General features: G+C 72.7%; 20 protein-coding genes. 10 read left to right on the plus strand and 10 right to left on the minus strand.

Annotation, left to right across the window (positions count from 1 at the left end; all coding sequences use genetic code 11):
- The first annotated feature begins 122 nt into the window (after nt 1–122).
- The gene (locus tag AAW13_RS33015; protein ID WP_046727378.1) at nt 123–890 is read left to right on the plus strand and encodes a hypothetical protein; all 768 of its coding nucleotides are present in this window, start codon (nt 123–125) and stop codon (nt 888–890) included.
- On the opposite strand, the gene AAW13_RS46450 is transcribed toward AAW13_RS33015, so the two are convergent.
- The 3 genes from AAW13_RS46450 to cobT form a co-directional block, all read right to left on the minus strand.
- The gene (locus AAW13_RS46450; RefSeq protein ID WP_046727379.1) at nt 827–1,552 is read right to left on the minus strand and encodes a hypothetical protein; all 726 of its coding nucleotides are present in this window, start codon (nt 1,550–1,552) and stop codon (nt 827–829) included. The two genes, AAW13_RS33015 and AAW13_RS46450, sit on opposite strands and share 64 nt — an antisense overlap.
- A gap of 10 nt (nt 1,553–1,562) precedes the next feature.
- Complete coding sequence (locus AAW13_RS33025; protein WP_046727380.1) at nt 1,563–3,371, minus strand: phosphatidylglycerol lysyltransferase domain-containing protein; 1,809 nt, start codon at nt 3,369–3,371, stop codon at nt 1,563–1,565.
- A gap of 577 nt (nt 3,372–3,948) precedes the next feature.
- Nucleotides 3,949–5,019: a nicotinate-nucleotide--dimethylbenzimidazole phosphoribosyltransferase gene (cobT, locus tag AAW13_RS33030; protein ID WP_046727381.1), complete on the minus strand. Its 1,071-nt coding sequence runs from the start codon at nt 5,017–5,019 to the stop codon at nt 3,949–3,951.
- Between the two features lie 141 nt (nt 5,020–5,160).
- On the opposite strand from cobT, the gene AAW13_RS33035 reads away from it, so the two are divergent.
- On the plus strand, nt 5,161–6,141 hold the full coding sequence (locus tag AAW13_RS33035; RefSeq protein ID WP_046727382.1) for a class I SAM-dependent methyltransferase: 981 nt from the start codon (nt 5,161–5,163) through the stop codon (nt 6,139–6,141).
- A gap of 12 nt (nt 6,142–6,153) precedes the next feature.
- Here AAW13_RS33035 and AAW13_RS33040 read toward each other — a convergent pair whose 3' ends face one another.
- On the minus strand, nt 6,154–7,353 hold the full coding sequence (locus AAW13_RS33040) for a bifunctional adenosylcobinamide kinase/adenosylcobinamide-phosphate guanylyltransferase (protein ID WP_046727383.1): 1,200 nt from the start codon (nt 7,351–7,353) through the stop codon (nt 6,154–6,156).
- A 179-nt stretch (nt 7,354–7,532) separates the two neighbouring features.
- Between AAW13_RS33040 and AAW13_RS33045 the strand changes: the two genes are divergently transcribed.
- Complete coding sequence (locus tag AAW13_RS33045; protein ID WP_046727384.1) at nt 7,533–7,745, plus strand: hypothetical protein; 213 nt, start codon at nt 7,533–7,535, stop codon at nt 7,743–7,745.
- A 59-nt stretch (nt 7,746–7,804) separates the two neighbouring features.
- Here the strand turns inward: AAW13_RS33045 and AAW13_RS33050 are convergent, their stop codons facing one another.
- From AAW13_RS33050 to AAW13_RS33060, 3 genes are all read right to left on the minus strand, one after another.
- Complete coding sequence (locus AAW13_RS33050; protein ID WP_046727385.1) at nt 7,805–8,881, minus strand: S1C family serine protease; 1,077 nt, start codon at nt 8,879–8,881, stop codon at nt 7,805–7,807.
- Nucleotides 8,882–8,942: 61 nt separating this feature from the next.
- Nucleotides 8,943–9,644, minus strand: coding sequence for a class I SAM-dependent methyltransferase (locus tag AAW13_RS33055; protein WP_046727386.1), 702 nt, complete (start codon nt 9,642–9,644; stop codon nt 8,943–8,945).
- 83 nt (nt 9,645–9,727) lie between these two features.
- Nucleotides 9,728–10,399 (minus strand): DUF3043 domain-containing protein, encoded by a 672-nt coding sequence (locus tag AAW13_RS33060; RefSeq protein ID WP_071659761.1) that lies wholly within the window; start codon nt 10,397–10,399, stop codon nt 9,728–9,730.
- 232 nt (nt 10,400–10,631) lie between these two features.
- Here AAW13_RS33060 and AAW13_RS33065 point away from each other — a divergent pair, with 232 nt between their 5' ends.
- The 6 genes from AAW13_RS33065 (at nt 10,632) to AAW13_RS33090 (ending at nt 19,482) form a co-directional block, all read left to right on the plus strand.
- Nucleotides 10,632–11,423 carry a PspA/IM30 family protein gene (locus AAW13_RS33065; RefSeq protein WP_046727388.1) on the plus strand — a complete coding sequence of 264 codons (792 nt, stop codon included), beginning with the start codon at nt 10,632–10,634 and terminating at the stop codon, nt 11,421–11,423.
- Between the two features lie 28 nt (nt 11,424–11,451).
- A complete protein-coding gene (pspAA, locus tag AAW13_RS33070) occupies nt 11,452–11,730 on the plus strand; it encodes a PspA-associated protein PspAA (protein ID WP_046727435.1) in 279 nt (92 codons plus the stop codon).
- Between the two features lie 83 nt (nt 11,731–11,813).
- On the plus strand, nt 11,814–13,058 hold the full coding sequence (locus tag AAW13_RS33075; protein WP_046727389.1) for a sensor histidine kinase: 1,245 nt from the start codon (nt 11,814–11,816) through the stop codon (nt 13,056–13,058).
- Nucleotides 13,055–13,738, plus strand: a complete 684-nt coding sequence (locus tag AAW13_RS33080; protein WP_046727390.1) for a response regulator — start codon at nt 13,055–13,057, stop codon at nt 13,736–13,738. The genes AAW13_RS33075 and AAW13_RS33080 overlap by 4 nt, the downstream gene beginning before the upstream one ends.
- Nucleotides 13,739–13,930: 192 nt before the next feature.
- A complete protein-coding gene (locus tag AAW13_RS33085; protein WP_046727391.1) occupies nt 13,931–17,044 on the plus strand; it encodes an efflux RND transporter permease subunit in 3,114 nt (1,037 codons plus the stop codon).
- A 170-nt stretch (nt 17,045–17,214) separates the two neighbouring features.
- Entirely contained in the window at nt 17,215–19,482 is a 2,268-nt protein-coding gene (locus tag AAW13_RS33090; protein WP_046727392.1) for a protein kinase domain-containing protein, read from the plus strand.
- A gap of 15 nt (nt 19,483–19,497) precedes the next feature.
- On the opposite strand, the gene nadA is transcribed toward AAW13_RS33090, so the two are convergent.
- A complete protein-coding gene (nadA, locus tag AAW13_RS33095; protein ID WP_046727436.1) occupies nt 19,498–20,694 on the minus strand; it encodes a quinolinate synthase NadA in 1,197 nt (398 codons plus the stop codon).
- Nucleotides 20,695–20,926: 232 nt separating this feature from the next.
- Here nadA and AAW13_RS33100 point away from each other — a divergent pair, with 232 nt between their 5' ends.
- Complete coding sequence (locus tag AAW13_RS33100; RefSeq protein ID WP_046727393.1) at nt 20,927–21,283, plus strand: iron-sulfur cluster assembly accessory protein; 357 nt, start codon at nt 20,927–20,929, stop codon at nt 21,281–21,283.
- Nucleotides 21,284–21,354: 71 nt separating this feature from the next.
- Here AAW13_RS33100 and AAW13_RS33105 read toward each other — a convergent pair whose 3' ends face one another.
- Both AAW13_RS33105 and AAW13_RS33110 read right to left on the minus strand, forming a co-directional pair.
- The gene (locus AAW13_RS33105; RefSeq protein WP_167391758.1) at nt 21,355–23,250 is read right to left on the minus strand and encodes a hypothetical protein; all 1,896 of its coding nucleotides are present in this window, start codon (nt 23,248–23,250) and stop codon (nt 21,355–21,357) included.
- Between the two features lie 178 nt (nt 23,251–23,428).
- Nucleotides 23,429–23,638, minus strand: coding sequence for a hypothetical protein (locus AAW13_RS33110; protein WP_046727394.1), 210 nt, complete (start codon nt 23,636–23,638; stop codon nt 23,429–23,431).
- Nucleotides 23,639–23,701 lie beyond the last annotated feature (63 nt).

Raw genomic sequence — 23,701 nt, forward strand, 5'->3', positions numbered from 1 at the left:
CCCACGGCACGGACCCAGGCCAGTCCCACGGATCGGACCCGGGCCGCGGCCCCCGGCACGGACCCCGGCCGGCCCCCGGCACGGACCCCGGCTGGGGCCTCCGGCGGGGATAAAGTGCGCACATGGGACAATGGCTGGAACGGAACATCGTCGAGCCCGGCAAGCTCCCGCTGCTGCTCGCCCTGGCCGCCTTCGTCCTGACCTTCGTGGTCACGCGGGTCATCACCCGGTTGATCCGGGCCGGGAAAGGCCCGTTCGGCAACGTGAAGGCCGGCGGGCTGCACATCCACCACGTGGTCCCCGGGGTGGTCCTCACCGTCGTCGGCGGCTTCGGCGCGGTCGCCGGCGGCCGGCAGGGTCCCGGCGCGGCCGTCGCCGCGATCGTCTTCGGCATCGGCGCGGGCCTCGTCCTCGACGAGTTCGCGCTGATCCTCCACCTCGACGACGTCTACTGGACCGAGGAGGGCCGCAAGAGCGTCGAGGTCGTCGTCATCACCGCCGCGATGGTCGGGCTGCTGCTCGCCGGGTTCTCCCCGTTCGGCGTCAACGACATCTCGGCCGACGAACTCCAGGACCGGGGCACGGTCATCGCGAACGTCGTGGCCAACTTCGCCTTCTCGCTCGTCGCGCTGAGCAAGGGCAAGGCCCGTACCGCGATCTTCGGGGTGATCGTCCCGCTGGTCGCCGTCGTCGGCGCGGTCCGCCTCGCCCGTCCCGGCTCGGCCTGGGCCCGCCGCTTCTACGGCGACCGGCCGCGCGCCCGGGCCCGGGCGGGCCTGCGCGCCTACCACCACGACCGGCGCTGGTCCCGGCTCAGCCGGACCCTTCAGGACTGGATCGGCGGCAAACCCGACCGCCCGGAGCCGGCCCGGCTGCCCGGCCGCCGCTGAGGCCGCGGGTGCCGCAGCCGCCGTGCCACCCGCACCGCCGCCCACAGGGCCGCCACGCCCGCGAGGGCCGCCAGGTGCTCCCGGCCGGCGAGGTTCTCCTTCAGCGCCACCTCGGCCACCATCGCGGCGGCCACCGCGCCGGCGGTGACGTGGGCGCCGTACCGCCAGGCCAGGAAGACCGCGAGGCCGACGACCGCGGCCGACGGCCCGGTGTCCACCACCCGCGCGTCCGAGACCGGCAGGCCCAGCGGGACGTGCGGGCCCAGCGCGATGCCGACGCGGGCGTACAGGGTGCCGGCGAGAGTCGCCACGTACGCGACGGCCAGGGTCCGCCACCAGCCCAGGCACACCTCGGCGATGCCGAACACGACCAGGATCTGCGCCAGCGCACCCCACACCGGCAGGTCCAGCGCCGGTACGCACAGGGAGAGCGGAGTGCGCAGCAGCGCCAGCCAGAACGGGTCCGCGGCCCGCACGGCCCCGGCGTGCTGCACGAGGCGGTATCCCCACGCCTGGTTCTGCGTGAACTGCAACAGCGCGGTCAGGCACACCGCGGCGACCGTCATCGGCACCGCCCGCAGCCGCAGCTTCGCCAGCGGCCCGCGCGCGGTGGCGTACAGCAGCCCCCATTCGACGCGGGCCCAGCGGGCGAGCGGTGTCATGCGATGGTCCTCATCCGTGCGTGTTCCCGGGCGATTCCAGGTGTCCGCGGTGCAGCCACCCGGGCAGTCCCGGCGCCTCCAGGAACCCTTCCGCGCGCGCCGACGCGAGACCGATGCGCGGCAGGTCCGCGCTCTTCTCGAAGAGCAGGAACCGGGGCTCCCAGATGGGCCGGTACTTGGCGTTCGCCCGGTACAGGGACTCGATCTGCCACCACCGGGAGAAGAAGCTCAGCAGAGACCTCCACAGCCGCAGCACCGGTCCCGCGCCGAGACGCGCACCACGTTCGAAGACCGACCGGAACATCGCGAAGTTGAGCGAGACCTGCGTGATCCCGATCTCCCCGGCACGCCGGAGCAGTTCGATGACCATGAACTCCATCAGCCCGTTGTCGGAGTCCCGGTCCCGCCGCATCAGATCGAGGGACAGCCCGCCCGGCCCCCACGGCACGAACGACAGCAGCGCCCGCAGCTCGCCCTCGCCGTCCCCGGCGCCGCCGTCCCTGCACTCCACCATCACGCACTGCCCGTCCCGGGGGTCCCCGAGCCGCCCCAGCGCCATGCTGAACCCGCGCTCGGTGGCCCCGTCCCGCCAGTCGTCGGCACGGCGGACGAGGTACGACATCTCGTCCGCCGGAATGTCCTCGTGCCGTCTGACGCGTACCGAGTACCCGGCCCGGCCGATCCGGTTGTGGGCCTGCCGCACGGTGCGCATGGCCCGTCCCTCCAGCGTGAAGTCGGCGACCTCCACGATCGCCTCGTCACCGAGTTCCAGGGCGTCGAGACCGTAGCGGGCGTACACGGTCCCGGCCTCCTCGCCCGCGCCCATCACCGCCGGGATCCAGCCGTGCGCCCGCGCCTCGGCCAGCCACGGCACGATCGCCCCGGGCCAGGCCTCCGGATCCCCGATCGGATCCCCCGAGGCGAGGCTCACCCCGCCGACCACCCGGTACGCGACCGCCGCCTTGCCGGTCGGCGACCACACCACGCTCTTCTCCCGGCGCAGCGCGAAGTACCCGAGGGAGTCCCGTTCGCCGTGCCGCTCCAGCAGCACGCGCAGCTGCTTCTCGTCGTCCTCGGTGATCGGGTCGACGGCCCGGCGGGAACGGAAGGCGGCGTAGAAGACGGTGAGGACGAGAAGCGTGCTGAGCACGTTGATGACGACGTTCACCCAGTTGGGCGGTGCGATGTGGGGGAACCGGGAGGGGTCGGCGGCGACCGAGACCAGGCGCAGGGTGCCGTAGTGCCAGCGCTCAGCGAACGTCGAACGCGCGGCCTGCGGCGCCTGGTCGGTGACGGTGACGAGGAGCGCGGCGAGCAGTGAGGCGGCGACACCGCCGCCGACCGCGACGGTGGCGGCGAGCCGGGGGTTGGACCGGTCGCCCTTCGCGTAGAACTCCCGCCGGCCGACGAGCAGGGCCGCCACGAAGGCGGCGGTCAGTACGAGCGAGATCCAGTTCTGGGCGTACCGGCGGATCTCCGGGAACGCCATGGCGAACGCGAAGAGCGCGAGGAAGAGCCCGCTCAGCACCAGGTTCAGGATCCACGCGGCCCGCTTGCGCCGGCGCATGGTGATCGCGAGGAACGCGGTGAACACACCGGAGGCGAAGCCGGCGGTCAGCAGGTACGGGGTGAAGAAGTTCTCCTGGTTGTGCCGCCGCACGTCCTGCCCCAGCGACACCCACACCGCGCTGAGGAAGTTGACGAAGGCGACGGCGCGCAGGTACCACACGGCAAAGGCGGCGGCCCGCTGGGAAATCCCGGCCCGCCGCCCTTTCTCACGTCCGTCACGCAGCTCGACGGCAATTCGGGCATCTCCCATGAACCAGGATCATATGGCCGCCACCACAACGAACCACGCCACACGCACCCACAGATCCCCCCCGCTGCTTCACCACCTACTTTTCTCCACCGCGACAGCACTCAGCCGCGACAACGCTCAGCCGCGACAACGCGATCCGGCGGTGCCGCTCCGGGCCGTGCCGTGTCGGTGGCCTGCTCCTCCACGGCGGCGAGCAGCCCGCCGCCCCGCCGCCCACTCTTTTCTCCGCCGCGACGGCGCTCAGCCGCGGCGGTGTGATCCGGCGGTGCCGCTCCGGGCCGTGCCGTGTCGGTGGCCTGCTCCTCCACGGCGGCGAGCAGCCCGCCGCCCCGCCGCCCGCTCTTTTTTCGCCAGCCCGCCGCCCCGCCGCCCACTCTTTTCTCCGCCGCGACGGCGCTCAGCCGCGGCGGTGTGATCCGGTGGTGCCGCTCCGGGCCGTGCCGTGTCGGTGGCCTGCTGCTCCGTGGCGGCGAGGAGTCCGCCGCCATGCCGCCCTCTTTTTTTCTCCGCCGCGACGGCGCTCAGCCGCGGCGGTGTGATCCGGCGGTGCCGGGTCGGGGCGGGCCGGGGCGGTGGGTTACTGCTCCGGCTTTTTCTCGGGGGCCGGGTTTTCGGGGAGTTCCGCGGCCAGGGCGGCGGCCGACTGGACCAGGGGCAGGGCCAGCAGCGCGCCCGCGCCCTCACCCACCGTCACGCCCTGCTCCAGCAGCGGTTCCAGGGCCATCCGGTCCAGCGCCTTCGCCTGCCCCGGCTCCCCGCTGCCGTGCCCCGCCAGCCACCAGTCCGGCGCCCGGAACGCGATCCGCTGCGCGACCAGCGCACACGCGGCCGTCACGACCCCGTCCAGCACCACCGGCAGCTTCCGCACCGCCGCCTGCAACAGGAACCCGGTCATCGCCGCCAGGTCCGCCCCGCCGACGGCCGCCAGCAACTGCAACTGGTCCCCGAGCACCGGCCGCGCCCGCCGCAACGCGTCCCGGATCGCCGCGCACTTGCGCATCCACGCCAGGTCGTCGATGGCGAGCCCGCCCCGCCCGGTGACCACGGACGCGTCGGTCCCGCACAGCGCCGCGACGAGGACGGCGGCCGCCGTCGTGCCGCCGACGCTCACGTCCCCGAGCACCACCAGATCGGTCCCCGAGTCGGCCTCCTCGTCGGCCACCGCGACACCCGCCAGGAAGGCCGCCTCGGCCTCCTCCGCCGTCAGCGCGTCCTCGATGTCGATACGGCCGCTGCCCCGCCGTACGCGATGCCGTACGACCTCCTCCGGCAGCACGTCCGGATCGCAGTCCAGTGCCATGTCGATGATCCGCACGGGCACCCCGAGCCGCCGGGCCAGCACCGACACCGGGCTTGCCCCCTCCAGGATCGCCCGGACCAGCACCTCCGCGCTGCCCGCCGGCCGTGCGGAGACCCCGAGTTCGGCGACGCCGTGGTCACCGGCGAAGAGCAGGACCCGCGGCCGTTCCACCGGCCGTACCGGTACGGAACCCTGCGCCGCGGCCAGCCACTCACCCAGGTCGTCGAGGCGGCCCAGCGCCCCGGGCGGCACGACCAGCCGCTCCCGGCGCGCCTCGGCGTCCCGGCGTACACCGCCGTCGGGGCGCTCGATCAGATCGGTGAAGTCGTCGAGATTAAGCGAGCTCATTCGCCGAACAGTACCGGCACGGAACCGACGGTCCGGCGCCAGATCGGCAGCACACCCGCACGGCGGCTTTGCAGGCAAGATCGGTATCCCATACGTTCCGTTTTGCAGTGGATTGCGTTCAGGGAGCCCAGGGAGCCGCCCATGCCGCCCACGCCCGAACTCGCCCCGGGCCCCGACCGGTTCCACGAACCGCGCCGCGAGGACTGCCCCTGGTGCGGTTCCAGACGCCTGCGCACCCGGCTGCGCGCACCCGACCTCCTCCACCACCGGCCCGGCACGTTCACCGTCGACGAGTGCCGTGACTGCGCGCACGCCTTCCAGAACCCCCGCCTGTCCGCGGCCGGGTTCGCCCTCTACCACCAGGACTACTACGCGGGCCGCCTGGAGGACTACACCGACCGCTTCCTGGCGACCCGCGCGGGCCGCCGCCGGCACCGCGCCGCGGTCCGCGCGCTGCCGGCGCCGCTGGAGCCGGAGAGCTGGCTGGACGTCGGCACGGGCCACGCCCACTTCCCGGACACCGCCCGGGAACTGCTGCCGTACACCTCCTTCGACGGGCTGGACCCGACCGTGCGGGTGCTGACCGCCCAGACCGAGGGACGCGTCGAGGAGGCCCACTGCGGCCACCTGACCGCGCCCGAACTGCTGGCCCGGCTGCGCGCCCGCTACGACGTCGTCAGCATGTTCCGGCACCTGGAACACGCGCCCGACCCGCGGGCCGAACTCCGCGCCGCCCTCACCGTGCTGCGTCCCGGCGGCCATCTGCTGATCGAGATCCCGAACCCGCGCAGCGCGCCCGCCAGACTCCTCGGCAAGTGGTGGATCCCGTACGGCCAGCCCCGCCATCTGCACCTGCTGCCGCCGGCCAACCTGCGCGCGGAACTGGAGGCGCAGGGGTGCGAGATCCTGCGGACCGACCGCCGGGCACCGCACCTGCCGTGCGACCTCTCCGCGGCGCTCGCGCTGGTCCTCGGCCGGGTGCTGCCGAAACGGTGGCTGCCGGCCACCGCCCCGCTGGTGGCGGTGGCGCGGGCCGCCGACCACGCGGTGGCTCCGCTGCTGCGCCGGACGCCGTTCTCCAACGGATACCGGATCATCGCCCGCAAAGGGCGGGGGAGGTGAGCGGGCCCCCGCTCACCTCAGCACCAGCGCCTGCCCCGCCACCACCAGCACCACCTGCTCGCACTCGTTCGCGAACGCGGCGTTCAGACGGCCCAGTTCGTCACGGTAGCGCCGGCCCGACGCCGTGGCCGGCACGATCCCCGACCCCACCTCGTTCGACACGGCCACCACCGTCCGCCGGGTCGCCCGTACCGCCCCCGTCAGCTCCCGTACCCGCTCCCGCAGGGACTTCTCGCCGCCCGACGCCCACTCCGTGTCGTCCCACGCCCCCACCGCGTCCATCGCGTCCGTCAGCCACAGCGACAGACAGTCGACCAGCAACGGCGGTCCGTCCTGCGCCAGCAACGGCACCAGGTCGCAGGTCTCCGTCGTCCGCCACGACCCCGGCCGCCGCTCCCGGTGCGCGGCCACCCGCGTCGCCCACTCGGTGTCCCCGCCGCGGGTACCGCCGGTGGCGACGTACAGCACGTCCGGGAAGGACTCCAGCCGCCGCTCGGCCTCCACCGACTTACCGGACCGCGCCCCGCCCAGCACCAGCGTCCGCCGGGGCACGTCGGGCACGTCCTCGTACACGCCGACCGTCAGCGTCGTCCCGTCGGACACGGCCCGCGCCCCGGCCGCCGCCAGCCGGCGCCGCAACTCCGCACCGGGCGGCACGTCGTGGTCGAGGTGGACGGCGACGACATCCGTGGTCGCCGCCACCGAACCGACCGCCCGCAGCCGCGCCAGCGCGTCCGGCCGCCCCACCACGTCGAGGAGCACCAGGTCGTACGACTCCGCGCTCCCGTTCTCCAGCCCGGCCGGCGCCCCGCCCGGCGGGAGGTAGAGCAGCCGCTGCCCGTCGGGCCCGGTCACCGCGTACCCGGTGCCGCCCGCGTCCATCGCCACCGCCCGCACCCGATGCCCCGTCAGCAGCGCCAGCTCACGGCCGTCCGGCACCCGGGCCGGCTGCGGCAGCCCGGCCGGCACCTCGACGGCGGGCCCGTCGTGCGGATGCGAGAGCAGCACCTGCCGGACGCCCCCGAGGGACCGGCCGGCCCGCGCCGCCGCGAACGCCGCGCCGGGCGTCAGATCGAGCAGCAGCGTCCCGTCCACCAGCGCGGCGGTGGCGGCCCGCGCGTCCGCCCCGACGGCACAGGCGCACACCGCACACGAACAACCGGGCCGAGGCAGCCCCGCGGGCCCACCGGTACCGAGCAAAGTCACTTCCACGGCCCGATTCTCACCCGTCCCAGCGGTTCTTGCTTGAGCGGGCGCCCCGTGAACCGTGCCCCGAAGGGGCGCGGGGAACTGCGCGAGCGGCCCCTACCGGGCTTGCACATGCCCCACAACCAGCGGAGTTTTTCCCGGCGCCCTTATACGATGCACCAGTTGGATCAAAGGAGGCCTACATGGCGGCATGGACGTGGCGGTTCGAGAAGGCCGACGGGACGGAGGTCCAGCCCGCGGTGGAGCCCGAGGAGTTCACCACCCAGGGCGACGCCGAGTCCTGGATCGGCGAACAGTGGAAGGAACTGCTGGCCGGCGGCGCCGACCAGGTGCGGCTCTACGAGGACGCCACCGAGATCTACGGCCCGATGAGCCTGCACGCGGACGAGGCCTAGGACACGTCCGCGAACGCCGTACGGGGCGGCCGCGGTCGGCCGCCCCGGCCGGCGCGGAGTCACTGCTCGCCCAGCGTCACGCCCACGGTCCGTTCGATGCCGTCCCTGCTGTACGTCACCGTCGTCTTCTGCCCCGGCCGGTCCGACGCGAGCGATTCGGCCAGTGAGGTGATGGTGGTGATGTCGTCGGCGCCCACCTTGGTGATGATGTCCCCGGGCCGGATCCCGGCCTTGTCGGCGGCGTCCCCCGGTTTCACGGTCACCACGGCCACGCCGGCCGGCTGGTAGTTCACGTCGACGACCGTGCGCCCGGTGATGCCGAGCGCGGCCCGCCCCGAGTCGGTGACCTTGCCCTGCCTGATGATCTGGTCGGCGACCGTCTTCACCATCGACCCCGGGATGGCGAACCCGATCCCCGGCGCCGTGCTGCCGCCCAGGTCGGGATCGGTGGCGGCGAGCGTCGGGATGCCGATGACCCGGCCGTCGAGGTCGACCAGGGCACCGCCGCTGTTGCCGGGGTTGATGGCGGCCGAGGTCTGCACCATGTTGGGGATCGTGGCGCCGGGGCCGCCCGAGGGGTTCTCGCTGACGGTCCGTCCGGTCGCCGAGACGATGCCCTCGGTCACGCTGGACGACAGTCCGAGCGGCGAGCCCATGGCGAGCGTGATCTGCCCGACCTGGACCTTCTCGGTGTCCCCGAAGACGGCCGCCCGCAGCCCGTCCGGGACCTTGTCGAGCCTGATGACCGCCAGATCCTGCTCGGGGTAGGAGTAGACCAGCGTCGCGGTGAGCGGTTCCTCGTTGTTGGCCGTCGTCACCTTGAACTTCTTCTCGTTCCCGACGACGTGCGCGTTGGTGACGATGTGTCCGTCGCCGTCGTAGACCACGCCCGAGCCCAGATCGCTGCTGGCCTGGATCTGCACGACCGAGGGCAGGACGTTCTTGATCACCTTCTGGTACTGGTTCTGTAGGTCGGTCGCCGCCAGCGGCACGCCCGTCACCCGGCCGGCCCGGGCGGCCGGTGCCTCCTCGGCCGGACCGCCCCCGAAGCCGGAGCACCCGGAGGCGAGGGCGAGACAACAGCTGCCGAGCACGGCGGCCGTACGGAGGGTGCGGCGGGCGGCGGGAACGTCCATGCCCCGAGTCTCCCGTCGGCGCGCGGTGCCCGGCTCGCGCTGCTCGCCCGAACGGGCGGGGTCAGCCGCGCACCCCGCACAGGTGCAGCAGCGCCGCGACCGACCGGTAGGGATCCGTCCGCCCGGCCCGCTCCTCCGCCGCCAGCAGGGTCTCCACGTCGGCGGGGAGTCCGGCGCCGTCGGCGGCCGTGTCCGTGAACACCCGCACCCCGTACCAGGAGTGCAGCGGAGCACCGATCCCGGCGAGGGCGGCCGTCAGCGTGGCCAGCCGGTCGGCCCGTACGTCCAGACCCAGCCGGTTGCGGTACGAGACGGAGTCGAACGCGTCCAGCGCGCCCGCCCAGTCACCGCTCAGACCGGGGCGCATGGCGAGCGCGTCGGCGTTGCGCACCAGCAGCGACAGCAGCCCGCCCGGCGCCAGCATCCGCGCCAGGCCGGCCAGCAGCGCGTCCGGTTCCTCGACGTACATCAGCACGCCGTGGCAGAGCACCACGTCGAAGCTGCCCGGCAGGAAGTGGACCCCGGTGTCCCGCCCGTCCCCGTGGACGATCCGCACCCGCTCGCGGATCCCCTCCGGCTCACCGGCCAGCGCCTCGCGCGCGGCCGTGATCATCGACGGTTCCTGCTCCACGCCCGTCACCTGGTGACCGGCCCGGGCCAGCCGCAGCGCCTGCGTGCCCTGGCCCATCCCGACGTCGAGGACGCGCAGCCGCTGCCCGACCGGGAACCGCCCGGCTATCTGCTCGTCGAGCTGCCGGGCCACCAATTCCTGTCGTACGACGTCACGCAGCCCGCCCAGCCTGTCCAGCCAGGCCCGCGCCGCGCCCCCGGAGAAAGGCTCTGCGCTCAGGGCCGCTCTCCGCGCTTGACCTGCGGCTTGGGCAGCCGGAGCCGACGCATCTGGAGGGAGCGCATCAGGGCGTAGGCGACGGCGCCCTTCCGGTTCTGGTCCGGGAACCGCTCGGCCAGCCGGCTCCGCAGCCGGAAGCCGCTGACGGCCGCGTCGAGCACGATCAGCACGATCACGATCAGCCACAGCAACAGCGCGATGTTCTTGATCGCCGTGTTGTTGATCACGCTCATGACCAGGATGACCACGGCCAGCGGCAGGAAGAACTCCGCCACGTTGAAGCGCGAGTCGACCCAGTCACGGGCGAACCTGCGGACCGGCCCCTTGTCACGGGCCGGCAGGTACCGCTCGTCGCCGGTGGCCAGCGCCTGGCGCTGCCGCTCCATGGCGGTGCGCCGCTCGTCGCGCTGACGCTTCGCGGCGTCCTTGCGCGTCGTCGGCGTGTTGGCCACGCTGCGGCGCTGGGTCTGGGCCTCACTGCGCTTGGGCGTGGGCCGGCCCTTGGGGGCCTGCGGGTCACGGGTCTGCTTGGAGTCGGTCAGCGCCTTGTCGGCGGGGGCCTTCTCGTCCTTGGCACGGCTACGGAACACAAAACCCAAGGGTACGGGGTTCCGGGGTGTGGGCCCTAGTGCGGTGGGGAACGATCCCGCAACGCCAGTCGTCTCCATGAGGGACAGATCGGGGACAGATCGGGGACAGACCGGGGGCAGAGGGGACGTTGCAGACGGTTCACTCCGGGGGGCACCTACTACCTGTGCCGGAGCGGATCCGACCGCAGTCGTCCTTGGGGATGAGCGCATCGGTCCCCGAACAGTGCGGTAATGGACGCAGGGCCCGTACTGTGGGTTCTGTCGCAGGATCGGTGAGCTGGAGTCCGTCAGAAGGGGGCGCGCGAAGCCCATGAGCGGTGTCATGAAGCGTATGGGGATGATCTTCCGCGCGAAGGCGAACAAGGCCCTGGACAGGGCCGAGGACCCGCGCGAGACCCTCGACTACTCGTACCAGAAGCAGCTCGAACTGCTTCAGAAGGTGCGCCGTGGCGTGGCCGACGTCGCCACCTCCCGCAAGCGCCTCGAACTCCAGCTGAACCAGCTCCAGCAGCAGTCCTCCAAGCTGGAGGACCAGGGCCGCAAGGCGCTCGCGCTCGGCCGTGAGGACCTCGCCCGCGAGGCGCTGTCCCGGCGCGCCGCCCTCCAGCAGCAGGTGACCGACCTGGAGACCCAGCACGCCACCCTCCAGGGCGAGGAGGAGAAGCTCACCCTCGCGGCGCAGCGCCTCCAGGCCAAGGTGGACGCCTTCCGCACGAAGAAGGAGACCATCAAGGCCACCTACACCGCCGCCCAGGCCCAGACCCGCATCGGCGAGGCCTTCTCCGGCATCTCCGAGGAGATGGGCGACGTCGGCCTGGCCATCCAGCGCGCCGAGGACAAGACGCAGCAGCTCCAGGCCCGCGCCGGCGCCATCGACGAACTGCTCGCCTCCGGGGCGCTCGACGACCCGACCGGCATGGCCAAGGACGACATCGCGGCCGAGCTGGACCGGCTCTCCGGTGGTACGGATGTGGAGCTGGAACTACAGCGCATGAAGGCCGAGCTCGCCGGCGGTTCGCCCCAGCAGGCGATCGAGGGCGGCACCGGCCAGGGGCAGCAGTCGCAGCAGCCGCAGGACACCCCGCGCTTCGACAAGCAGTAGCCGACGCCTGGAGGGCGACATGGCCGACATGGTCGTGAGGATCATGGGGGAGGGCCAGGTGAGGCTGGCCGACAGCCACCTCGCCGCACTGAACGAACTGGACGACGAACTCCTCGCGGAGACGGAGTCCGGTGACGAGGCAGCCTTCCGCCGCACCCTGGGAGCCCTCCTGGACCGGGTCCGAGAACTGGGCGAACCGCTCCCGGCCGATGCCCTGGAGCCCTCGGACCTGATCCTCCCGTCCCCGGACGCGACCCTGGAAGAGGTCCGCGCCCTGCTGAGGGACGACGGCCTGATCCCGGGCTGACGCCCGCCGGCCGGAGCGGTCGCCCCCGCGGCGGGCCGGGCAGGCGGTTCCGGCCCGGAGGAACCCGACGTACCGTTCAGACCGTGAGCACCTTCGACCGGGCCCGATGCAGTGCGGACGCCCACCCCCTCGCATGGGACGCCGCCATCGCCGCGGGTGTCCTCGTGTGCATGGTCGCCGGCTCCTTCGTCGTCCCGCACGGCGCGCACGGCGTGCGGTGGGGCGTGCGTACCCCCGACCCGCTCAGCCTGGTCCTGATGACGCTCGCCGCGGCGGCCCTGGTGTTCCGCCGGCACGCCCCCAAGACGGTCCTGGCCGTCACCGGAGCCGCCTCCGTCGTCGAGTGCGTCACCGGCGACCCCCGGGCGCCCGTCGCGATGGCGGCCGTGGTCGCCCTGTTCACCGTCGCCGCCACCACCGACCGCCGCACCACCCTGCGGGCCGGCCTGCTCACCATGATCGTGCTCACGACCGCCGCGATGGCCGCGGGCCCGCTGCCGTGGTACGCCCAGGAGAACCTCGCGATCTTCGCCTGGACCGGGATCGGCGCCACCGCGGGCGACGCCGTGCGCAGCAGACGCGCCGTCGTCCAGGCCATCCGCGAACGCGCCGAACGCGCCGAACGCACCCGCGAGGAGGAGGCCCGCCGCCGGGTCGCCGAGGAACGCCTGCGCATCGCCCGCGACCTGCACGACGTCGTCGCGCACCACATCGCCCTGGTCAACGTGCAGGCGGGGGTGGCCGCGCACGTCATGGACAAACGGCCCGACCAGGCCAAGGAGGCCCTCGCCCACGTCCGCGAGGCCAGCCGCTCCGCGCTCAACGAACTGCGCGCCACCGTCGGCCTGCTCCGCCAGTCCGGAGACCCCGAGGCGCCCACCGAACCCGCCCCCGGCCTGCACGCCCTCGAAGAACTCGCCGACACCTTCCGCAACGCGGGACTCCAGGTCGAGGTCGCCCGCGCCGACCAGGGCAGCACGGTGCCGGCCGCCGTCGACCTGGCCGCCTACCGGATCGTCCAGGAGGCCCTGACCAACGTGCAGAAGCACGCGGGCCCGGACGCCAGGGCCGAGGTCAGCGTCGTACGCGTCGGCCCGCACATCGAGGTCACCGTCCTCGACGACGGCTCCGGCGAGGACGGCGTCCCCGAGGCCGGCGGCGGGCACGGGCTGCTCGGCATGCGCGAGCGGGTCACCGCCCTGCGCGGCACCCTCACCACCGGTCCCCGCTACGGCGGCGGTTTCCGCGTCCATGCGATCCTGCCGGTCAAGGCCGACACAAACGCCCGGACGAACAGCCGTACGGGAGCTCTGGGGGATTCCGTATGACGATCCGTGTCCTGCTCGCCGACGACCAGGCACTGCTGCGCAGCGCGTTCCGCGTCCTCGTCGACTCCGAGCCCGACATGGAGGTGGTCGGCGAGGCCTCCGACGGCGCCGAGGCGGTCCGGCTGACCCGGGAGCGGCAGGCCGACGTGGTCCTGATGGACATCCGGATGCCGGGCACCGACGGCCTCGCCGCCACCCGGCTGATCAGCGCAGACCCCTCGCTCGCCCAGGTCCGGGTGGTCATCCTGACCACGTTCGAGGTGGACGACTACGTGGTCCAGGCGCTGCGCGCGGGCGCCTCCGGCTTCCTCGGCAAGGGCAGCGAACCCGAGGAACTGCTCAGCGCCATCCGGGTCGCCGCCGGCGGTGAGGCCCTGCTCTCCCCGACGGCCACCAAGGGTCTGATCGCCCGCTTCCTCGCCCAGGGCGACGCGGGTGACGACGGCCGTGACCCGGCTCGCGCCCGCCGCCTCGACGCCCTCACCGGGCGGGAGCGCGAGGTCCTCGTCCAGGTCGCCGGCGGGCACTCCAACGACGAGATCGCCGAGCGCCTGGAGGTCAGCCCGCTGACCGTGAAGACGCACGTCAACCGGGCCATGGCCAAGCTGGGCGCGCGGGACCGGGCGCAGCTCGTGGTGATCGCGTACGAGTCGGGGCTGGTCCGTCCGAGGATGGAGTGATCTCCACCCGCGTGTACTGCGGGCGGAGTAGGAGCCGGATAAACGAACGGCACCCAGGACCTACGGGACCGGGGCCGGACATGGGTGAGGGTGGTGGGGTGGGCGCTCACAGGCGCCCCCTGTGTCGCTCACAGCAGCTTGTCCGCCGCTCACAGCAGCTCACAGCAGCTCACCGGAAAGAGACCCTGACCCATGTCCTGGCTGTCCAGATTCAGCCTCGCGCAGCGGGCCCTGATAGGCCTCATGTCACTGATCGCGCTCGCCTTCGGGGCGATCGCCGTCCCCCAGATCAAGCAGCAGCTGCTGCCCACCATCTCCCTGCCCATGGTGTCGGTGATCGCCCCCTACCAGGGCGCGGCACCCGACGTCGTCGAGAAGCAGATCGTCGAGCCGATCGAGAACAACCTCGACGGCGTCGACGGCGTCACCGGCGTCACCTCCACCGCGAGCGAGGGCAACGCCGTGATCATGGCGTCCTTCGACTACGGCAGCGACACCAAGCAGCTGGTGGCCGACGTGCAGCTGGCCGTCAACCGCGCCCAGCTCCCGGACTCGGTCGACCCGCAGGTCATCTCCGGCTCCACCGACGACATGCCGACCGTGGTCCTCGCCGTCACCTCCGGCGAGGACCAGCAGGCCCTCGCCGACCGGCTGGACACCACGGTCGTCCCGGACCTGAAGAACATCGACGGCGTCGGCCGCGTCCAGGTCACGGGCGTCCGGGACGTCCAGGTCACCGTCACCCCCGACGACGCGAAGCTCGCGAAGGCCGGGCTCACCCCCGCCGCCCTCGCCCAGTCGCTCCAGGCGGCCGGGGCGACCGTCGCGGCCGGTTCCTTCGCCGAGGACGGCGCCAACCGCACCGTCCAGGTCGGCGGCGGCCTCACCTCGCTGGCGCAGATCAGGGACCTGATGGTCACCGGGCAGGGCGTCGAGAAGCCGGTGCGCCTCGGCGCCGTGGCCGCGGTGAAGGAGCAGGAGGCCCCGGCCGACTCCATCACCCGCACCGACGGCCGCCCCAGCCTCGCAGTGAACGTCACCATGGACCACGACGGCAGCGCGGTCTCCATCTCGAACGCGGTCAAGGACAGGCTGCCGAAGCTCCGCCAGGACCTCGGCTCCGGCGCCGCCGTCACCGTCGTCAGCGACCAGGGCCCGGCGGTCTCCAAGTCCATCAAGGGCCTGACCACCGAGGGCGCCCTCGGCCTGCTCTTCGCGGTCCTGGTCATCCTGGTCTTCCTGGCCTCGGTCCGCTCGACCCTCGTGACGGCGGTGTCCATCCCGCTGTCGGTGGTCCTCGCGCTGATCGTGCTGTGGACCCGGGGCCTGTCCCTGAACATGCTCACCCTCGGCGCGCTCACCATCGCCATCGGCCGGGTCGTCGACGACTCGATCGTGGTCCTGGAGAACATCAAGCGCCACCTCGGCTACGGCGAGGAGCGGCAGGCCGCCATCCTCGGCGCGGTCCGCGAGGTGGCCGGCGCGGTCACCTCCTCCACGCTCACCACGGTCGCCGTCTTCCTGCCGATCGGCCTGGTCGGCGGCATGGTGGGCGCCCTGTTCGGCTCGTTCAGCATCACGGTGACGGCGGCGCTGCTCGCCTCCCTGCTGGTCTCGCTGACGGTCGTCCCCGTCCTGTCGTACTGGTTCCTGCGCGCCCCCAAGGGCACCCCCGAGGACGCGGAGGAGGCCCGCCGCAGGGCCGAGGAGAAGGAGGCGAACAGCCGCCTCCAGCGGGCGTACGTGCCGGTGCTGCGGTTCGCGACCCGGCGCCGCCTCACCAGCGTGCTGATCGCGGTCGTCGTGCTGGTCCTCACGTTCGGCATGTCCGGGCTGCTGAAGACGAACTTCTTCGACCAGGGCGACCAGGAGGTCCTCACCGTCAAGCAGGAGCTGAAGCCCGGCACCGGCCTGGCCGCGACCGACGCGCAGGCGAGGAAGGTCGAGAAGCTGCTCGCCTCCGTCGACGGGGTGAAGGACTACCAGGTCACCGTGGGCTCCTCCGGCTTCATGGCGGCCTTCGGCGGTGGCACCGACACCAACCAGGCCTCCTACTCGGTGATGCTGGACGACGCGAAGTCGTACGACAGGGTGCAGAGCGCCATCGAGGACGGCCTGCACAAGCTCTCCGGGATCGGCACCACCACCGTCTCCGCCGGTGACGGCTTCGGCAGCCAGGACCTGAGCGTCGTGGTGAAGGCGGCCGACGGCGACGTGCTGCGCAAGGCCTCCGAGCAGGTCAGGGCCGCGGTCGCCAAGCTGGACGACGTCACCGACGTCACCAGCGACCTCTCCCAGAGCGTGCCGCGCATCTCGGTGAAGGCCAACTCCAAGGCGGCCGCGGCCGGTTTCGACGACCAGACGCTGGGCGCCGCCGTCAGCCAGGCGGTCAAGGGCACCACGGCAGGCAAGGCCACCCTCGACGACACCGAGCGGGACGTCGTCGTGAAGTCGGCGAAGCCTGCCGAGACCCTGGCCCAGCTGCGTGCGCTCCAGCTGGGTCCGGTGAGGCTGGGCGACATCGCCACCGTGAAGCTGGTGGCCGGGCCGGTGTCGCTGACCCGGATCGACGGCCGACGCGCCGCGACCGTCACGGCGAAGCCCACCGGTGACAACACGGGCGCGGTCAGCAGCCGGCTCCAGTCGAAGATCAAGGCGCTGAAGCTGCCGGCGGGCGCGACGGCCTCCATCGGCGGGGTCACCTCGGACCAGGACAGCGCGTTCAAGAACCTGGGCCTGGCGATGCTGGCGGCGATCGCGATCGTCTTCATGCTGCTGGTCGCGACGTTCCGCTCGCTGGTCCAGCCACTGATCCTGCTGGTCTCGATCCCGTTCGCGGCGACCGGCGCGCTCGGTCTGCTGGTCGTCACCGGCACCCCGATGGGTGTGCCCGCGATGATCGGCATGCTGATGCTGATCGGCATCGTGGTGACCAACGCGATCGTGCTGATCGACCTCATCAACCAGTACCGGAGTCAGGGGCACGGCGTCGTCGAGGCCGTGATCGAGGGCGGCCGCCACCGTCTGCGGCCCATCCTCATGACGGCCCTGGCGACCGTCTTCGCCCTGCTCCCGATGGCGCTCGGGGTCACCGGTGAGGGCGGCTTCATCGCCCAGCCGCTGGCCGTGGTGGTGATCGGCGGTCTGATCAGCTCGACCCTGCTGACCCTCCTTCTCGTGCCGACGCTGTACGCGATGCTCGAACTCCGCAAGGAGCGGCGCGCCGCCAAGCGCGCGGCGAAGAAGGGCCCGCCGCCCGCGGCTTCCGTCCCGTCGGCCGACCACCCGGAACCCGCGACCGTGTGACGCCACCGGCGATGACGGCCGGTTCCCGACCCACCTCCGGGAACCGGCCGTCCGGCTTCAGGCATCAACGGCCCGCGCGCGGCCGTCCGGCTTCGGGCACCGACGGCCCGCGCGCGGCCGTTCCGTATGCTGGCGCCGCGAACCGCCAATCGGGGAAGGGGAGTCGGCGTATGCCGCTGCACAAGGACGATCCACGGTCCCTGGGCGGCTACCGGCTGGTCGACCGGCTGGGGGCCGGCGGCATGGGCATCGTCTACCGGGGCCGGTCGCGGTCCGGGCGTGAGGTCGCTGTCAAGGTGGTGCACGCGCAGTACGCCGAGGACCCCGTCTTCCGCGCCCGGTTCCGGCAGGAGATCGAGGCCGCCCGCCGGGTCAGCGGCGCCTTCACCGCCCCCGTCCTGGACGCCGACCCGGACGCGGCGGCGCCCTGGATGGCCACCCAGTACGTACCCGGCCAGTCCCTCGCCGCCCGCATCCGCGCGCACGGCGCCCTCCGCGTCACCGAGTTGCGCCCGCTGGCCCTCGGCCTGGTGGAGGCGCTGCGGGAGATCCACCGGGCCGGGATGGTGCACCGCGACCTGAAGCCGGCCAACGTCCTGATGGCCGGGGACGGCCCGCGCGTCATCGACTTCGGCATCTCCCGCGCGGCCGAGAACCACAACACCCTCACCGAGACCGGCCAGATGGTCGGTACCCCGCCGTTCATGTCCCCGGAGCAGTTCACCGACGCGCGGACGGTCGGCCCCGCCTCCGACGTCTTCTCGCTCGGCGCGCTGCTGGTCTACTGCGTCACCGGACGCGGCCCCTTCGACGCCGACAGCCCCTACCTCACCGGCTACCGGGTGGTCCACAACGAACCCGTGCTGGACGGCGTGACCGGCCCGCTGCGCGCGGTCCTGGAGCGCTGTCTGGCCAAGGACCCCGCCGACCGGCCCCGACTCGACGACCTCGCCGGGGAGTTCGCGGCGGCCCTGCCGGAGCCGGACCCCGGCGAACCGGCGACGATGACCCTGCGGCTGCCGTCGGCCCGGCCGCTCGACGCCGGCACCGCGTCGGACGGCGCGACGCCCGGCCCGGGGGCCGGCCCCGGCCGGGCGACCGGCACCGGCTCGGCCCGCCGGACCCGGGGCAGGGGCCGCCGCATGCTCTGGGCGGCGGTCGGCACGGTGGGCGCGCTGGTCCTCGGACTGCTGTGGTACATCCGGTTCGGACCGGGTTTCCCGGACGGCTCCCGGGCGCCGAGCTCCTCCTCGGCCTCCCGCTGGGTCGCGCCGCCCGCCGGCTGGCGGCCCTGGCAGACGACGGTGTACAAGCCGGCGGACCAGGGCGAGGCCAAGGCGCTGGGCACCCCGGCGGAAGGGCAGTCGGACTGCCTGAGCCAGGGCGACAGCGTCTACTGCGGAGGCCACGGCGTCCTGCCGGTACGGCTGGACGGCCGGACCGGCAGGACGGTCTGGCGCGCCGCGCTCGCACCGCCGGGCGGCGACTCCAGCCGGTACGACTCCTCGGTCCTCGGTGTCCACGACGGCACGGTCCTCGTCCGGGAGACCATCACCGAGGAAGGCGCCGAGAACAACCCGACCTACGTCGTCGCCCTCGACGCGGCGAACAGCGCCCAACGGTGGATCCGCAAGGTCAACGACGAGAACGTCGAGCTGGTCATGGCCGGCGACCTGGTGCTCACCGCCGAGAGCGACGGCCGGACGGTGACGGCCCGCTCCCCGCGCACGGGCCGGGCGAGCTGGTCCATGACACTGCCGGCCCGCACCTACTGCACGTTCCTGCCGGCCGGGACCGACCTGTACGCGCAGTGCTTCCCCACCGAGCAGGACGCCGAGTACTCCTCGCTCCTCCAGGTGGACCTCGCCGACGGAAGGACGGCCGTGCGCCGGCAGATCCCCTTCGAGAGCGGCTTCCTCGGCGTCGTCGACGGCCATCCGGCCATGGTCCTGGCCGACGAGGAGAGCGGCTCGACGTCCTTGCAGGACTCCACGTTCACCAGGATCCTCCTGACGGACCCGACGACCGGAGGCCGGACGACGACGAAGCTCGCCAAGTCCTACCAGGGCTCGGTGACGCTCGCCTCGGACACCCTGTGGATCACGGGGGCGAACGGCGAGGTGGCGGCGGTGTCCCCGCTGACCGGCAGGGAACTCTGGCACACCCGTACCAGCGTGGAGAACTCCGGTTCCCCGACGTACGACTCCCGCACCCACACCCTGTACCTGGCCAGTCCCAGCGGACGGGTGGCAGCCGTGGACACCCGCAAGGGCACCCTGCTCTGGGAGACCGCCCCGCGCGTCGACACGGCCTCGACGGGCGACGCGTCCGATCCCGAGGCGCTCCTCCACGGAGGCACGGTGATCGTCATGACCCCCGACGGCACCCTCTTCAGCCTCGACCCGGCGCACCCCGAGCGGAAGTCCGGCTCGGGGTGACACCCGGGAAGGCGGCTACGGCAGCGCCAGCATCCGCTCCAACGCCAGCTTGGCGAACGCCTCCGTCTCCTTGTCGACCTCGATCCGGTTGACCAGGTTGCCCTCGGCCAGCGACTCAAGGGTCCACACGAGGTGGGGGAGGTCGATGCGGTTCATGGTCGAGCAGAAGCAGACCGTCTTGTCGAGGAAGACGATCTCCTTGCCCTCCGGCGCGAAACGGTTCGCGAGGCGGCGGACCAGGTTCAGCTCGGTGCCGATCGCCCACTTGGAGCCGGCCGGGGCCGCCTCCAGGGCCTTGATGATGTACTCGGTCGAGCCGACGTGGTCCGCCGCCGCCACGACCTCGTGCCTGCACTCGGGGTGGACGAGGACGTTGACGCCCGGGATGCGCTCGCGCACGTCGTTGACGGAGTCCAGGCTGAAACGGCCGTGCACCGAGCAGTGGCCGCGCCAGAGGATCATCTTGGCGGCCCGCAGCTCGTCGGCGGTCAGGCCGCCGTTCGGCTTGTGCGGGTTGTAGACGACACAGTCCTCCAGGGACATGCCCATGTCCCGGACGGCGGTGTTGCGGCCCAGGTGCTGGTCGGGCAGGAACAGCACCTTGACCGCCGAGGGCTCCCCCTGCGCGAAAGCCCACTCCAGGGCCCGCTGGGCGTTCGACGAGGTGCAGATCGTGCCGCCGTGCTTGCCCGTGAACGCCTTGATGTCCGCGGACGAGTTCATGTACGAGACGGGCACGACCTGCTCGGCTATGCCGGCCTCGGTCAGCACGTCCCAGCACTCGGCGACCTGCTCGGCGGTGGCCATGTCCGCCATCGAGCAGCCCGCCGCCAGGTCCGGCAGAACCACCTTCTGGTCGTCCGAGGTCAGGATGTCGGCGGACTCGGCCATGAAGTGCACACCGCAGAACACGATGTACTCCGCCTCCGGGCGGGCGGCCGCGTCCCGGGCCAGCTTGAAGGAGTCGCCCGTGACGTCGGCGAACTGGATGACCTCGTCGCGCTGGTAGTGGTGGCCGAGCACGAAGACCTTGTCGCCGAGCTTCTCCTTGGCCGCGCGGGCGCGCGCGACCAGGTCCGGGTCGGACGGCGAGGGCAGGTCGCCGGGACACTCGACACCCCGCTCGCTCCTCGGGTCGGCCTCCCGGCCGAGCAGCAGCAGGGCGAGCGGGCTCGGCTGTACGTCGAGCTCCGGGGTCTGGGCGGTGGTCACGACACGCACCCTTTCTACTTTTCGTCGTTCTGACGTTATCTATCATAACTGCTTCATGTCACTTTGACGATGGCCATAGCGTCGATGTGACATCAATCCCGGTGCCGGGTATGTGCGAGCATGAAGAGGTAGAGAAAACGCGAGAACGCGAACGCCGGCCCGGAATGAATCAGCGGACCCGCCGGTTGCACTCGTCGGCAAGCAGTCTCCGTACAACCCGGGAGAGATGTAGATGTCCGTATCGGACGAGACCAGCACCGCCACCGACGGCATCATCCTGAGCGACGCCGCCGCGGCCAAGGTCAAGGCCCTGCTCGACCAGGAAGGGCGCGACGACCTCGCCCTGCGTGTCGCCGTCCAGCCCGGTGGCTGCTCCGGCCTGCGCTACCAGCTCTTCTTCGACGAGCGTTCCCTCGACGGTGACGTCGTCAAGGACTTCGACGGCGTCAAGGTCGTCACCGACCGCATGAGCGCCCCGTACCTGGGCGGCGCGTCGATCGACTTCGTCGACACCATCGAGAAGCAGGGCTTCACGATCGACAACCCGAACGCGACGGGCTCCTGCGCCTGCGGCGACTCCTTCAGCTGAGGCTGGGCCGGCACACAGGCGGACGAAGGCGGCGGTCCCGGGTCACCCGGGGCCGCCGCCTTCGGGCGTCCTCAGCCCACCTGGGGGTTCAGGGCCGTCGCCCGCTCCTTCGGGACCGCCCTGCCGTCCGTGCCGACGACCTTGCGGCCGTCCAGCGGAGCGTCGAGACGCACCGCCTGGTGGTACTGCTTGGCGATCATCACGCAGACCTTGTCCGGCCAGGGGGTCGCCGTCACCTTCACCACGACCTGCTCCGAGCCCTCGTCCGCGGTGACCTTGTAGTCGGCGCACACCCCGCCCGTGAAGGCCACGACCAGTTCGCGGTCGTCGGCCGTGTAGCCGTCGACCTTCACGTCCCGCTGCGCGGCACCGGCACTCCCCGACGGCGCGGCCGGCGTCGACGCGGACGCCAGGTACTTCGGGTCCACCGCCGGATAGCTGACCGTGTAGGCGTCCGCCGATCCCGAGCCACGTACCTGGAACAGCCAGGACGGCACCAGCGCCTGCCGGCCGGCCACCGACTGCGCGGCCAGCCCGAACACCGCCTTCTCGACCACGGCCGGGGCCGCGGACCGCGCGGCGGACGGCGTCGACGCGCCGCACGGCTGCTCCAGCCGGTCCTTCTGCGGTACGGAACTGGTGCAGCCGCCGATGCCCATCCGGTGCCCGGTGCCCGGCGCCGCGTTCATCAGGGCCAGCGTCCGCGCGGCGCCCAGCACCGGATACGTGTCGCCCTTGACCGGCGTCGCCAGCATGCCGTTGCCGCCGACCAGCTCACCCCGCGCGCCCACGGTCAGCCCGGTCGTCCAGCCGTACGTGGGCAGCCCGCCGACCACCGGATCGGCGTTCACCACCCGCTGCGCGCCCATGACCTGGCTGGTGTCCAGCTTCGCGCCGTCCTCGCCGAGCGCCTTCAGCACCGGGGCGGCGGCCTTCCGCGCCGCGGCCTCGCCCACCGGCGCGTCGGCGGGCGCCGCCGGATCCTTCGCGCAGATCACGGTGGACGTGCAGTCGTCGGTGCCGGGGGCGTAGTGGCTGTACGTCCAGATGCCCGGGGCGGCCCTGTTCACCTGGAGGCTGCCGCCGGAGCCGTCGTGGTCGGTGCCGACCTTCCACACCTGGCCCTCGGCGACCGGGGCCCCGGTGATGCCGAGGGCCTTCGCCAGCGCGGCCACCCGGTCCTTGGAGACCTCGCCGGAGGGCTGGTACACGGCGGCCGAGCCGGGGCCGCCGGGCAGTGTGCCGCTCGCCCGGTAGGTGACGCCGTACGGGTCGGGCTCGCCGGGGGCGATGCCGTTGCCGCCGGAGGAGTGGCCGTCCAGGGCGAGCGGCGGGGGAGTGGCGCCACCGGAGGAGCCGGCACCGGCACCGGAGCCGCCCGACACGAGGTAGGCACCGCCCCCGCCGACCAGAAGCACGGCGGCGGCCACGGAGACGACGACAAGCCCGGACGACCGCCGCCGCCCGGCCCGCGCGCCCCCGGACTCGGACTCCCCGGCCGCCTCGGAGACGCCGACCACCTGGTCGGAAGCGCCTCCCTCGGACACGCCCGCTGCCTCAGACACGTCGGCTGCCACGACAGGCACGACAGGCACGACAGGCACGACTGGCACGGCAGGCTCCGCGGGCTCCGACGGCTCCGCTGGCTCGTCCGGCACCGGGGTCTGCGCATCGGCGTCCTTGACGGGCGCCACCTCGGAGTCCTTGACGGGCGCCACCTCAGCGTCCTCGGCGGGCTTCGCATCGGTGTCCCTGACGGGCTCCACCTCAGCGCCCTCGACGTCCACCTCAGCGTCGGAGGGCTCCACCTCGGCGTCGGAGGGCTCCACCTCGGCGTCGCCCGTGGGGTGTGCGGCGGCTCCAGCGGCCTCCGGTGACTCCGGGGTCTCCTGGGCGGCCTCGGGGGGCTGCTGTCCGGCGTCGCCCGCGCCCGCGTCCTCGTCGTTCTCGGGTCGCTCGCTCTTCACCGCATCGCTCCTCGCCGTGTCGTATCCCGCCTCCCCTTCACGGGGGACGGCGATGGGACGCGGGAGGGGAGCGCGCGGTTCCCTGTGAACGCGCCGGACGGAACCCGGCGGAGCGAGGCCCGGCGGAGCGAGGCCCGGCGGAGCGAGGCCGGGCGGAGCGAGGCTAGGCCGACAGGGCCTAGTCCCCGTACTCGGACATCGCGTCCAGCAGCCTGGCGGACTTCTTCGGCACGGTCACCCCGTGGATGAGTGACGGCGGCACCGGCCGGGCATCGCCGTGATCGGGAACCGCCCAGTGCGGGGCCATCCGGGCGCAGTCCCCGCGCAGCGACGCCAGGTCGCCTTCGAGGTCGGCCGGAGCGGGGGCGTGGACCTTGAGGTTCGTCATGACGGCACCGTATGCACGGCAGGGCATGCGAAGAAAGATCTACTATCGGGTAGTTTTGGCACC

Origin of the sequence: Streptomyces humi (genome assembly GCF_001005085.2) — a bacterium.
GTDB lineage: Bacteria > Actinomycetota > Actinomycetes > Streptomycetales > Streptomycetaceae > Streptomyces > Streptomyces humi.

Bases quoted from the DNA above. Each gene is read 5' to 3' on its own strand.
- AAW13_RS33080 (WP_046727390.1), top strand. From the start codon at position 13,055: ATGACGATCCGTGTCCTGCTCGCCGACGACCAGGCACTGCTGCGCAGC.
- AAW13_RS33060 (WP_071659761.1), bottom strand. From the start codon at position 10,399: ATGGAGACGACTGGCGTTGCGGGATCGTTCCCCACCGCACTAGGGCCC.
- AAW13_RS33015 (WP_046727378.1), top strand. From the start codon at position 123: ATGGGACAATGGCTGGAACGGAACATCGTCGAGCCCGGCAAGCTCCCG.
- AAW13_RS33035 (WP_046727382.1), top strand. From the start codon at position 5,161: ATGCCGCCCACGCCCGAACTCGCCCCGGGCCCCGACCGGTTCCACGAA.
- pspAA (WP_046727435.1), top strand. From the start codon at position 11,452: ATGGTCGTGAGGATCATGGGGGAGGGCCAGGTGAGGCTGGCCGACAGC.
- AAW13_RS33045 (WP_046727384.1), top strand. From the start codon at position 7,533: ATGGCGGCATGGACGTGGCGGTTCGAGAAGGCCGACGGGACGGAGGTC.
- cobT (WP_046727381.1), bottom strand. From the start codon at position 5,019: ATGAGCTCGCTTAATCTCGACGACTTCACCGATCTGATCGAGCGCCCC.
- AAW13_RS33065 (WP_046727388.1), top strand. From the start codon at position 10,632: ATGAGCGGTGTCATGAAGCGTATGGGGATGATCTTCCGCGCGAAGGCG.
- AAW13_RS33050 (WP_046727385.1), bottom strand. From the start codon at position 8,881: ATGGACGTTCCCGCCGCCCGCCGCACCCTCCGTACGGCCGCCGTGCTC.
- AAW13_RS33025 (WP_046727380.1), bottom strand. From the start codon at position 3,371: ATGGGAGATGCCCGAATTGCCGTCGAGCTGCGTGACGGACGTGAGAAA.
- AAW13_RS33085 (WP_046727391.1), top strand. From the start codon at position 13,931: ATGTCCTGGCTGTCCAGATTCAGCCTCGCGCAGCGGGCCCTGATAGGC.
- AAW13_RS33100 (WP_046727393.1), top strand. From the start codon at position 20,927: ATGTCCGTATCGGACGAGACCAGCACCGCCACCGACGGCATCATCCTG.
- AAW13_RS33090 (WP_046727392.1), top strand. From the start codon at position 17,215: ATGCCGCTGCACAAGGACGATCCACGGTCCCTGGGCGGCTACCGGCTG.
- AAW13_RS46450 (WP_046727379.1), bottom strand. From the start codon at position 1,552: ATGACACCGCTCGCCCGCTGGGCCCGCGTCGAATGGGGGCTGCTGTAC.
- AAW13_RS33110 (WP_046727394.1), bottom strand. From the start codon at position 23,638: ATGACGAACCTCAAGGTCCACGCCCCCGCTCCGGCCGACCTCGAAGGC.